At 53.4% G+C, this 11560-nt stretch carries 14 protein-coding genes; 7 read left to right on the forward strand and 7 right to left on the reverse strand.

Annotated elements, in window-relative coordinates:
- The first annotated feature begins 80 nt into the window (after nucleotides 1-80).
- Nucleotides 81-302: a LysR family transcriptional regulator gene (locus ABVN36_RS16850; RefSeq protein WP_023138255.1), complete on the forward strand. Its 222-nt coding sequence runs from the start codon at nucleotides 81-83 to the stop codon at nucleotides 300-302.
- Nucleotide 303: 1 nt separating this feature from the next.
- Here the strand turns inward: ABVN36_RS16850 and ABVN36_RS16855 are convergent, their stop codons facing one another.
- Complete coding sequence (locus tag ABVN36_RS16855; RefSeq protein ID WP_000047690.1) at nucleotides 304-615, reverse strand: monooxygenase; 312 nt, start codon at nucleotides 613-615, stop codon at nucleotides 304-306.
- Between the two features lie 197 nt (nucleotides 616-812).
- On the opposite strand from ABVN36_RS16855, the gene ABVN36_RS16860 reads away from it, so the two are divergent.
- From ABVN36_RS16860 to ABVN36_RS16870, 3 genes are read left to right on the forward strand one after another with little or no spacing between them, the layout of a single operon-like run.
- Nucleotides 813-1880, forward strand: coding sequence for a hydrolase (locus ABVN36_RS16860; protein WP_077908605.1), 1068 nt, complete (start codon nucleotides 813-815; stop codon nucleotides 1878-1880).
- A complete protein-coding gene (locus ABVN36_RS16865; RefSeq protein WP_000586568.1) occupies nucleotides 1877-2095 on the forward strand; it encodes a YheU family protein in 219 nt (72 codons plus the stop codon). Before ABVN36_RS16860 ends, ABVN36_RS16865 begins: the two co-directional genes overlap by 4 nt.
- 51 nt (nucleotides 2096-2146) lie before the next feature.
- Nucleotides 2147-3016: a phosphoribulokinase gene (locus tag ABVN36_RS16870; RefSeq protein ID WP_001274690.1), complete on the forward strand. Its 870-nt coding sequence runs from the start codon at nucleotides 2147-2149 to the stop codon at nucleotides 3014-3016.
- Between the two features lie 95 nt (nucleotides 3017-3111).
- Here ABVN36_RS16870 and ABVN36_RS16875 read toward each other — a convergent pair whose 3' ends face one another.
- A complete protein-coding gene (locus ABVN36_RS16875) occupies nucleotides 3112-3516 on the reverse strand; it encodes an OsmC family protein (RefSeq protein WP_001148919.1) in 405 nt (134 codons plus the stop codon).
- 307 nt (nucleotides 3517-3823) lie between these two features.
- Between ABVN36_RS16875 and crp the strand changes: the two genes are divergently transcribed.
- Entirely contained in the window at nucleotides 3824-4456 is a 633-nt protein-coding gene (gene crp / locus ABVN36_RS16880) for a cAMP-activated global transcriptional regulator CRP (RefSeq protein ID WP_000242758.1), read from the forward strand.
- A gap of 48 nt (nucleotides 4457-4504) precedes the next feature.
- The gene (locus ABVN36_RS16885; protein ID WP_000269312.1) at nucleotides 4505-6592 is read left to right on the forward strand and encodes a YccS/YhfK family putative transporter; all 2088 of its coding nucleotides are present in this window, start codon (nucleotides 4505-4507) and stop codon (nucleotides 6590-6592) included.
- A gap of 42 nt (nucleotides 6593-6634) precedes the next feature.
- On the opposite strand, the gene ABVN36_RS16890 is transcribed toward ABVN36_RS16885, so the two are convergent.
- The 5 genes from ABVN36_RS16890 to ppiA all read right to left on the reverse strand — a co-directional run bounded on the left by ABVN36_RS16890 (nucleotide 6635) and on the right by ppiA (nucleotide 9973).
- Complete coding sequence (locus tag ABVN36_RS16890) at nucleotides 6635-7852, reverse strand: aspartate aminotransferase family protein (protein WP_023138253.1); 1218 nt, start codon at nucleotides 7850-7852, stop codon at nucleotides 6635-6637.
- A gap of 85 nt (nucleotides 7853-7937) precedes the next feature.
- Nucleotides 7938-8501: an aminodeoxychorismate synthase component 2 gene (gene pabA, locus ABVN36_RS16895; protein ID WP_000601879.1), complete on the reverse strand. Its 564-nt coding sequence runs from the start codon at nucleotides 8499-8501 to the stop codon at nucleotides 7938-7940.
- A 31-nt stretch (nucleotides 8502-8532) separates the two neighbouring features.
- On the reverse strand, nucleotides 8533-9135 hold the full coding sequence (locus ABVN36_RS16900) for a putative adenosine monophosphate-protein transferase Fic (RefSeq protein WP_001280665.1): 603 nt from the start codon (nucleotides 9133-9135) through the stop codon (nucleotides 8533-8535).
- Nucleotides 9125-9292: a YhfG family protein gene (locus tag ABVN36_RS16905; protein WP_001519136.1), complete on the reverse strand. Its 168-nt coding sequence runs from the start codon at nucleotides 9290-9292 to the stop codon at nucleotides 9125-9127. Before ABVN36_RS16905 ends, ABVN36_RS16900 begins: the two co-directional genes overlap by 11 nt.
- Nucleotides 9293-9400: 108 nt before the next feature.
- Nucleotides 9401-9973 (reverse strand): peptidylprolyl isomerase A, encoded by a 573-nt coding sequence (gene ppiA, locus ABVN36_RS16910; RefSeq protein WP_000920478.1) that lies wholly within the window; start codon nucleotides 9971-9973, stop codon nucleotides 9401-9403.
- 276 nt (nucleotides 9974-10249) lie between these two features.
- Here ppiA and tsgA point away from each other — a divergent pair, with 276 nt between their 5' ends.
- Nucleotides 10250-11431, forward strand: a complete 1182-nt coding sequence (tsgA, locus tag ABVN36_RS16915) for an MFS transporter TsgA (RefSeq protein WP_000185267.1) — start codon at nucleotides 10250-10252, stop codon at nucleotides 11429-11431.
- The last annotated feature ends 129 nt before the right edge of the window (nucleotides 11432-11560 follow it).

Here is an 11560-nt window from a genome sequence, read left to right on the forward strand (position 1 = left end):
GGTTTCTGCGCGCTGTCCTGCCCCAAACTGGCTTCAACAATTACGCCTACTGGGATAGGCTCTAACGCGCGGGGCGGGCGATGAACCTGTCAATCACCGATGACATTACCTTCCGCAAGCTCACCATCTTCATGATGTTTGTGGAGAAGGGTAACATCGCCCGCACCGCCGAGGCGCTGCACACGCTGGAAGAGAACGTTCGTGGTCCGCTGTTCGTCCATAAAGGCCTCTTCGGTACTCGCCCCGGTATAAAGATTACCGTTGCGGCCGGCAGCACCGGAACAGAAGCCTGCGTTATGTGATTTAGCGGCAAAGGTTGCCGTGATTTATTTTCGTCAGCGCGTCGTTCACGCCAAATAATGTAAACGTCACCTCATCAACGCCAAGATTTTTCAGACGCGCAGTGTGTTTTTTAATATAAGCCTGCGCCGTTTCTTCGGATTCAAACAAGTAAATGCCGCCAGCTTGCTGGTTTTTCTCGCTTTCTGTCCAGATTTTCCAGATGAAGCCCGGCTCCTCATTGATAGACTCCGCCAGCCCGACCAGTTGCTGAGTCATCTCCTCGCCAAAAGGGCCGCTAAAGTTAAAATGGATCTGTAAAAGTGTTTTCGACATGCCTTCTCCTTGAGTCGCATAACTATCGTGTTGCCACACTACCACGATTAATTCGGCTGATGCAGAGGTTCACGCGATTTCTGTGGGGTATTGCGCGCGCCTTGCATACCGCCCCCTCTGGTGAAATGAGGCGCAATTTTATTTCGCCAGACGACCAATTGAACGTAAAATCACATATTGACTAATCTGTGAACCTTATGCGCGGTATAGTATTGTTTCCAATTATCAATTGTTCTGGTGCTATGGTTGAGATCACGTCCACAGAAATGACCCCGCCTGTCAATGACTCGCATGAATTTATTCCCATGCGTGGCATTCGTAATCGCCATTTACAAACTATGCTGCCGCGCTTAATCCGCCGCAAAGTGAAGTTCAACGCCCACTGGCAGCGGCTGGAGCTACCGGACGGCGATTTTGTCGATCTGGCATGGAGCGAAGAACCGCAACAGGCAAAGCATAAACCGCGGCTGGTGGTCTTTCACGGTCTGGAAGGCAGCCTGAACAGCCCCTATGCCCACGGGCTGATTGAGGCGGCGCAAAAGCGCGGCTGGCTGGGCGTGGTGATGCACTTTCGCGGCTGTAGCGGCGAACCCAACCGTCTGAATCGTATTTACCACTCCGGTGAAACGGAGGACGGAGCCTGGTTTTTACGCTGGCTACAGCGGGAGTTCGGCGCCGTTCCGACAGCCGCCGTGGGCTATTCGCTCGGCGGTAATATGCTGGCGTGCCTGCTGGCGAAAGAAGGCCGCGATATTCCCATCGAGGCGGCGGTGATTGTTTCTGCGCCCTTTGTTCTCGAAGCCTGTAGCTACCACATGGACAAAGGGTTTTCCCGCATCTATCAGCGTTATTTGCTTAATCTGTTAAAAGCGAATGCGTCACGCAAGCTGGCGGCGTATCCCGGGTCGCTGCCGGTGAATCTGACGCAACTGAAATCAATGCGCCGAATTCGTGAGTTTGACGACCTGATCACCGCGAAAATTCACGGCTTTGCCGACGCCATCGACTACTATCGTCAGTGTAGCGCCATGCCGTTGCTTAACCAGATTGCTAAACCGACGCTGATTATTCACGCTAAAGACGATCCGTTTATGGATCATCATGTGATCCCTAAAGCGGAAGATCTGCCCCCGCAGGTGGAGTATCAGCTAACTGAGCATGGCGGACACGTAGGATTTATCGGCGGTACGCCGCTGCGCCCTGAAATGTGGCTGGAACGCCGAATTCCTGACTGGCTGACAACGTACCTGGAGGCGTCATCATGATCATTCCCTGGCAGGGGCTCGCCCCCGACACGCTGGACAACCTGATCGAAAGCTTTGTGTTGCGCGAAGGCACCGATTATGGTGAACATGAACGTTCGCTTGAACAAAAAGTCGCTGACGTAAAACGCCAACTGCAATCCGGCGAGGCTGTGCTGGTATGGTCTGAATTACATGAAACGGTCAATATTATGCCGAAAAAGCAGTTTCGCGAATAAAACGCCTTTGCCGACAATACATTATTACTAAAGCTCAATCATGGAGTTGCCATGTCAGCCAAACATCCGGTGATAGCAGTAACAGGGTCAAGCGGCGCGGGGACCACCACCACCAGCCTCGCGTTTCGTAAAATTTTCGCGCAGTTAAATCTGCACGCCGCCGAGGTGGAAGGCGACAGTTTTCATCGTTACACCCGCCCGGAAATGGACATGGCGATCCGCAAAGCGCGTGACGCCGGGCGGCATATCAGCTATTTCGGGCCTGAAGCCAATGACTTCAGCCTACTGGAACATACCTTTATTGAGTACGGGCAGACGGGTAAAGGCCAGTCGCGTAAATATCTGCATACCTATGATGAAGCCGTACCGTGGAATCAGGTTCCCGGCACGTTTACGCCCTGGCAGCCGCTTCCCGAACCGACCGATGTGCTGTTTTATGAAGGACTGCACGGCGGCGTCGTCACCCCGCAACATGATGTCGCGCGTCATGTTGATCTGTTGGTTGGCGTGGTGCCTATCGTCAACCTCGAGTGGATTCAGAAACTGATTCGCGACACCAGCGAGCGCGGACACTCCCGTGAAGCGGTGATGGATTCCGTGGTGCGTTCCATGGACGACTACATCAATTACATTACGCCGCAGTTCTCGCGTACCCATATCAACTTCCAGCGCGTACCGACCGTCGACACGTCCAATCCGTTCGCCGCAAAGGGTATTCCCTCGCTGGATGAGAGTTTTGTGGTGATCCATTTCCGCAATCTGGAAGGGATCGATTTTCCCTGGCTCCTGGCGATGCTCCAGGGCTCGTTTATTTCTCACATTAATACATTAGTGGTGCCGGGCGGCAAAATGGGGCTGGCGATGGAGCTGATTATGTTGCCGCTGGTGCAACGATTAATGGAAGGCAAAAAAATCGAATAACCGCGTTGAAATGCCCGATGGCGCTACGCTTATCGGGCCTACGAGATAAAAACGGGTAGGCCGGATAAAGCCACGCCGCCATCCGGCATCACGTGTTACGCCGCAATCACTTCATACGAATGGGTAATATTGACCGCTTTTTCCAGCATTAGCGCCACCGAGCAATATTTTTCCGCGGAGAGATCGACAGCGCGCGCGACGGCAGCCTCTTTCAGATCGCTGCCGGTAACGATAAAATGCAGATTAATGTGCGTAAACAGGCGCGGCGCGTCTTCCCGGCGCTCGGATGTCAGCTTCACTTCGCAGTTGGTGACATTCTGACGGCCCTTTTGCAGGATTGATACCACATCAATAGCGCTACATCCGCCAGCCGCCATTAATACCATCTCCATCGGACTCGGCGCTTTGTCACCGGAGTTGCCATCCATTAAAATCTGGTGGCCGGAGGAGGACTCTCCGAGGAACGTGAGCCCTTCAACCCACTTTACACGCGCTTGCATATTTCGTAACTCCAATGTTTCAATTTTCCTGAAAGATTACGCGCATACAACAAAAGTCGCAATGGAAGGCGACCTGGGTCATGCTGAAGCGAGACACCAGGAGACACACGGCGAAAGCTATGCTAAAACAGACAAGATGCTACAGTAATACATTGACGTACTGCATGTATGCAGAGGACATCACATTACAGGCTACAATCTATTTTCGTAGCCCCCTTCCCAGGTAGCGGGAAGTATATTTTTGCAACCCCAGAGACAGTGCCGTTTTCTGGCTCTGGAGACAGCTTATAACAGAGGATAACCGCGCATGGTGCTTGGCAAACCGCAAACAGACCCGACTCTTGAATGGTTCTTGTCTCATTGCCACATTCATAAGTACCCGTCAAAGAGCACGCTGATTCACCAGGGTGAAAAAGCAGAAACGCTGTACTACATCGTTAAAGGCTCCGTGGCAGTGCTGATCAAAGATGAAGAAGGGAAAGAAATGATCCTTTCTTATCTGAATCAGGGTGATTTTATTGGTGAACTGGGCCTGTTTGAAGAAGGCCAGGAACGCAGCGCCTGGGTACGTGCGAAAACCGCATGTGAGGTCGCTGAAATTTCCTACAAAAAATTTCGCCAATTAATCCAGGTCAACCCGGATATTCTGATGCGCCTCTCTTCCCAGATGGCTCGTCGCTTACAAGTCACCTCTGAAAAAGTAGGTAACCTCGCCTTCCTTGACGTCACCGGGCGTATCGCTCAGACGCTGCTGAATCTGGCGAAACAGCCCGATGCCATGACGCACCCGGATGGGATGCAGATCAAAATCACCCGTCAGGAAATCGGCCAAATCGTCGGCTGCTCCCGCGAAACCGTTGGTCGTATTTTGAAAATGCTGGAAGATCAAAACCTGATCTCCGCGCATGGCAAGACCATCGTCGTCTACGGCACCCGTTAATTCCGTCAGAATGGCGCGTTTTATCATGCGCCATTTTTGTTTGCATCGATGTGGCGAAGACTGATTTATCACCCAGAGATTAATTACGCACTACGGCAAACGCTGGTGCTGTGCCTGCCTGTGGCTGTTGGTTTATTGATAGGCCAGCTACACCTGGGCTTGCTTTTCTCTCTCGTTCCCGCCTGCTGCAACATTGCAGGTCTGGATACCCCGCACAAACGCTTTTTTAAACGCCTGATCATCGGCGCGTCGCTGTTCGCCGGATGCAGTCTGGTAACGCAACTTCTGCTGGCGGAATCCATCCCCCTGCCGTTGATCCTGACCGGGCTCACGCTGGTGCTTGGCGTGACGGCGGAAATTAGCCCGCTTCACGCGCGGTTACTGCCAGCGTCGCTGATTGCCGCCATCTTTACCCTGAGCCTTGCGGGATACATGCCCGTCTGGGAGCCGCTGCTCATTTATGCGCTGGGCACGCTATGGTACGGCGTGTTTAACTGGTTTTGGTTCTGGCTATGGCGCGAACAGCCGCTGCGCGAGTCATTGAGTTTGTTATACCGTGAACTGGCCGATTATTGCGAAGCGAAATACAGCCTGCTCACCCAACATATCGATCCGGAAAAAGCGCTGCCTCCCCTGCTGATACGCCAGCAAAAAGCGGTCGATCTCATTACCCAGTGTTACCAACAGATGCATATGCTTTCGGCGCACAACAATAATGATTACAAGCGTCTACTGCGGGCTTTTCAGGAAGCGATGGATTTGCAGGAGCACATCTCCGTCAGCTTGCATCAGCCGGAAGAGGTACAGAAACTGGTAGAACGCAGCCATGCGGAAGAGGTGATTCGCTGGAATGCGCAAACGGTCGCCGCCCGTCTGCGCGTGCTGGCGGATGACATTCTTTATCATCGTCTGCCGACGCGCTTCTCCATGGAAAAACAGATTGGCGCTCTGGAGAAGATCGCTAATCAGCATCCTGAAAATCCGGTAGGCCAGTTCTGCTATTGGCACTTCAGTCGAATCGCCCGTGTGCTGCGTACTCAGCGGCCGCTGTATGCCCGCGACCTGATGGCCGATAAACAGCGTCGTCTGCCGCTACTTCCGGCGCTGAAAAATTATATGTCTCTTAAATCACCGGCGCTACGCAACGCCGGACGCATCAGCGTGATGATGAGCATCGCCAGTCTGATGGGCAGCGCGTTGCACCTGCCTAAACCGTACTGGATACTCATGACAGTGCTGTTTGTCACCCAAAACGGCTATGGCGCGACGCGCGTACGTATTCTGCACCGTTCGGTCGGAACGCTGGTCGGCCTGGTGATTGCCGGCGTCACGCTGCACTTACATATTCCCGAAAGCATTACGCTGGCGGTCATGCTGGTACTAACGCTGGCAAGTTATCTGATTATTCGTAAAAACTACGGCTGGGCGACGGTCGGCTTTACGGTGACGGCGGTATACACCATCCAGTTACTGACGTTAAACGGAGAGCAGTTTATTGTGCCGAGGCTGATCGATACGCTGATTGGCTGTTTAATTGCCTTTGGCGGCATGGTCTGGCTGTGGCCGCAATGGCAAAGCGGGCTATTACGTAAAAACGCCCATGATGCGCTGGAAGCCGATCAAGAAGCTATCCGACTGATCCTCAGTAACGATCCGCAGGCCACCCCGCTCGCTTATCAAAGAATGCGGGTCAACCAGGCGCATAACACGTTATTCAACTCGTTAAATCAGGCAATGCAGGAACCGGGATTCAATACCCACTATCTGTCGGATATGAAACTGTGGGTCACGCACAGCCAGTTTATTGTCGAGCATATCAACGCTATGACGACGCTGGCGCGGGAACACACCATGCTGACGCCTGATCTGGCGCAGCGCTATCTGGAATCTTGCGAGATTGCGATTCAGCGCTGCCAGCAGCGCCTGGAGTACGACAGGCCAGGCGGCTCCGGCGATGTCAATATTCTGGAGTCGCCGGACATGCCGTCACATGGCTTATTGAGCACTCTGGAACAACATTTACAGCGCATCATTGGCCATCTGAACACCATGCACACCATTTCGTCGATGGCCTGGCGTCAGCGTCCGCATCACGGTATCTGGCTGAGTAAGCGGCTACGGGATACAAAAAGTTAAGACCGACTGCCGGATGCGCTACGCTTATCCGGCAATCCGCCATCAGGCCACCACCTTCCCTACCGCCTGCGCAAAGCGCTGCATTCCTTCATTGATATCCGCCTCTTCCACCACCAGCGACGGGGCAAAACGCATCACGTCGGCTCCGGCATTGAGCACCATCACGCCGGCCTCCGCGCCTGCGTACAGAAAATCGCGCGCCCGACCTTTGTACTTCGGCTTCAGTTCCGCGCCAATCAGCAGCCCCATGCCGCGAATATCGCTGAAAATGTCAAATTGCTCGTCAATCGCCTGCAAATGTTGCACAAACTGTTGCCGCTTAGTGTGAATGCCTTGTAGTACCTCTGGCGTATTAATAATATCGAATGCCGCGCCAGCCACCGCACAGGCCAGCGGATTACCGCCATAGGTTGAACCATGCGAACCGACATGGAAGGCCGAGGCGATCTCCTGCGTGGTCAGCATGGCGCTCACTGGAAAACCGCCGCCTAACGCTTTGGCGCTGGTGAGGATATCCGGCGTGACGCCGTAGTGCATATAGGCAAACAGGTCTCCGGTGCGCCCCATCCCACACTGCACTTCATCAAACACCAGCAACGCCTGATGCTCGTCACACAGGTCGCGTAACCCTTTGAGGAATTCCGGTGTAGCCGCCTGCACGCCGCCTTCACCCTGAATCGGCTCGATCACCACCGCGCAGGTGTGGTCATCCATCACCGCTTTCACCGCATGAAGATCGTTGAAGGGAACGTGAATAATATCGGCGGGTTTCGGCCCAAAGCCGTCGGAATATTTCGGCTGCCCGCCTACAGAGACGGTAAACAAGGAACGGCCATGAAAGGCGTTATGGAAGGCAATGATTTTCGTTTTGAACGGGCTATGGCGCACGCAGGCATAATGACGCGCCAGTTTAAAAGCGGTTTCGTTCGCTTCGGTGCCGGAATTCATAAACAGCACGCGCTCGGCAAACGTGGCGTCGATCAGTTTACGTCCCAGACGTAACGCCGGTTCATTGGTAAAAACGTTACTGGTATGCCACAAGGTTTCCCCCTGGGATTTCAGCGCCTCGACCAGTGCCGGATGGCAATGGCCCAGCGCAGTCACTGCAATCCCGCCGGCGAAATCGATATACTCTTTGCCCTGCTGATCCCATACGCGGCTGCCTTTACCTTTGACCGGAATAAAGTCCGCCGGTGCATAAACAGGCAGAATTACCTCATCAAAAGTTGCGCGCGTAATAGCCGTTTGTTCAGTTGCCATATCATTACCACCCGGTTAAGTAGAAATGCCATTGAAATTATAATCACAAAATATGAATAAAAAATCACTCAATAGCAACCACAAATCAACGCCGGAGGAAATTTTCCAGCAGAGCGTGTCCTTGTTCGCTGAGAATACTTTCCGGGTGGAACTGCACGCCTTCCAGATCCCACTCGCGGTGGCGAATGCCCATAATCTCCTGCGTTTCGCTCCAGGCGGTGATCTCAAAACACTCAGGCAACGTGGCAGGGTCGACAATCAGCGAGTGGTAACGTGTCACGGTTAACGGGCTGGGCAATCCCCGAAACACGCCCTGTCCATTATGCGTAACAGGTGACGTTTTACCGTGCATCACTTTCGCTGCCCGCACCACCGACGCGCCAAAGGCCTGCGCCATCGCCTGATGACCCAGGCAAACGCCCAGCATCGGAATACGTCCGGCATAATGGCGGATGACCGCCAGTGAAATGCCAGCGTCATTCGGCGTACAGGGGCCAGGAGAGATAACGATTTTTTGCGGGTTCAAAGCGTCAATGTGCGCCAGCGTCAGCGCATCATTGCGCCGGACCTGCACTTCCGCGCCCAGTTCACAAAAATACTGGTAGAGGTTCCAGGTAAAGGAATCATAGTTATCGATAAGCAGGATCATGGCGGCTCCGGGTGAGTAGAACCGCACTATTTTACTCAGTTTCGCGAGCTTCGCTTATCGCTTTCTGAAAAATCGCCTGCAAAGCGGAGAGATCGCCCATCGCGCCGCTCTGGTTCGCCTGCTTCCATGTTTCAACCGCAATACCTTGCCAACTCAGCGCATAGCCTGCATGTAACGCCAGTTGTTCAAAGAAGATGCGCTGCGCCAGCCCGCTCCCCAAACGAAACGGATGAAGCACGTTAATTTCGCAGTAGTAATGCGCCAGCCGCTCGACAAACTTCTCGTGCGCCAGACCGACCAGATAGCCCTCTTCTTCCAAATCCTGCATCAGAGCGTTGCCCTCTTTTTCGATATAGGCAAAGTGGCAGAAACGGGTATCGCCCTGGTAAATATCGACCTCCCGCAGTTGCCCTGCCCAGTCGAAAATATCCTGATAGAGCTGGCGATGAATCGCGCACAGATGAGGCAAGCCGCGTATCAGCGGCCCCAGTTCAATCGTGGCGGCACGGAGCGCGGTCATTTCATATGCCGCTTGCGCCAGTCGCTGGGCCTGATGAATCCCCAGCCGATTACGCATCACATTCAGCCCCGGATAGAGGTACGGATCGCGCCCTTCGCCAAATTTATCGCTCATAGTGCCTCCGAAGCTCGTCAAGACGTGCCAGCGCTTCATCGGCGGTCAGAGTTACTAAGGGGATCTCAATACCTTCGAGACGGCGGCTTTGCTGGAAGTTAACGTTGCGCCGCTGTTCCCAAAAGCGTGACTTTTGTTTATCGGTAAGTTTCTTCACCGGGCCTCCCTGAATATGTCTGTGCTTGACCACAAGTATAAGCAGCAATTTCAGGTTACGCTGAGACAGGGAGAAAACGCGGGCGGCTCGCGCCCGCGCAGGCATGTTTTATGGCAGGACTTTCGCGGAAAGGATAACGACTGGTTTTGTCGGCACATTCTGATAAGGCCCGACATCGTGCGTCGGTACCTGTGAGATTTTATCGGCGACATCCATACCTTTTACCACTTTACCAAATACCGCATAGCCAAAGTCGCGCTGGCCGTGGTCGAGAAAAGCGTTATCCGCGACGTTAATAAAGAACTGGCTGGTGGCGCTATCTTTATCTGCGGTGCGCGCCATCGCGATCGTGCCGCGAGTATTACGCAGGCCGTTGTCGGCTTCATTCTTAATCGGCGGATTCGGTTTCTTCTGCTGCATCTGCTCGTTAAAACCACCGCCCTGAATCATGAAGCCAGGAATAACGCGGTGAAACGTAGTGTTGTTATAGAAACCACTGTTGACGTAATCGACAAAGTTTTTCACAGAAACCGGCGCTTTCTGGCTGTTCAGCTCCAGCTCAATATTCCCGGCGGAGGTGGTTAACAGCACATGAGGATCGCCTTTTGCTGCCAACGCTGCGGGAGAAAGAGCAGAAAGAGCGAAAACAGCTGCGACAGCCGCCAGAGTCGATTTGAGCATGAGATTTCCTTAAAGAGAGCAGAAATAAAGCAAGTGGAATGATTTTAAAGAGCCTTCCTGGGCCAGGCCAGCCCTTTACCTAATTTTACGTATATGAAACAAATGTAACGTTACGACGCAACGCCGTATTCTTGCAATATGATGTGACAAACATCACATTAAAAAATGCAATGAACATTACTATCACTAATAATTATTTAAATGCATCACAAAAGCGCCTAAAATCTGCCCGCTTAACGCGCCCTCCACGCGCTTCACTTCTCTTCAAGGCCAGACATGACTAACAGCAACCGCATCAAGCTCACATGGATCAGCTTTCTTTCCTACGCCCTGACCGGGGCGCTGGTGATTGTCACCGGGATGGTGATGGGAAATATCGCAGACTATTTTCAGCTGCCCGTTTCCAGCATGAGTAACACCTTTACTTTCCTGAACGCCGGGATTTTGATCTCGATCTTCCTCAATGCGTGGTTGATGGAAATCATCCCGCTGAAAACACAGCTACGCTTTGGTTTTATCCTGATGGTGCTGGCGGTGGCCGGGCTGATGTTCAGCCACAGCCTGGCGTTGTTCTCAGCGGCGATGTTTGTGCTGGGGCTGGTCAGCGGGATCACCATGTCGATTGGCACCTTCCTGATTACGCAACTGTATGAAGGGCGTCAGCGCGGTTCCCGACTGCTGTTTACCGACTCCTTCTTCAGCATGGCGGGGATGATTTTTCCTATGGTCGCCGCCTTCCTGCTGGCGCGTAGTATTGAGTGGTACTGGGTCTACGCCTGCATCGGCCTGGTCTACCTGGCGATTTTCATCCTGACCTTCGGCTGTGAATTTCCGGCGCTGGGTAAACATGCGCAGCACTCTCAGGCGCCTGTCGTCAAAGAAAAATGGGGCATTGGCGTACTGTTTCTCGCCGTCGCCGCGCTGTGCTATATCCTCGGTCAATTAGGCTTTATCTCCTGGGTGCCGGAATACGCCAAAGGCCTCGGCATGAGCCTGAATGACGCCGGGGCGCTGGTGAGTGATTTCTGGATGTCCTATATGTTTGGCATGTGGGCGTTCAGCTTTATCCTGCGCTTTTTCGATCTGCAACGCATTCTGACCGTACTGGCGGGTATGGCGGCGGTACTGATGTATCTGTTTATTACCGGCACGCAGGCGCATATGCCGTGGTTTATTCTGACGCTGGGCTTCTTCTCCAGCGCCATTTATACCTCCATCATTACGCTGGGATCGCAGCAAACGAAAGTGGCCTCGCCTAAGCTGGTTAACTTTATTCTGACCTGCGGCACTATCGGAACGATGCTGACCTTCGTCGTCACCGGCCCGATTGTGGCGCACAGCGGTCCACAGGCGGCGCTACTCACCGCGAATGGCCTGTATGCGGTGGTCTTTGTGATGTGCTTTGCGCTCGGCTTTGTGTCCCGTCATCGCCAGCATAGCGCGCCGGCTACGCATTGATAATCCTTGCCGGATGGCGACATCGCCCTCCGGCACTCTCCCCCCTCCTGACGGGGTAGGCCTGTTGGTCTAAAAACCCCTCATTTTGTATGTTATTTGTACAAACCTGAAAAGCCTGACAATTCCGCC

The sequence above is a fragment of the Salmonella sp. SJTUF15581 genome (assembly GCF_043356775.1).
Classification (GTDB): Bacteria; Pseudomonadota; Gammaproteobacteria; order Enterobacterales; family Enterobacteriaceae; genus Salmonella; species Salmonella enterica.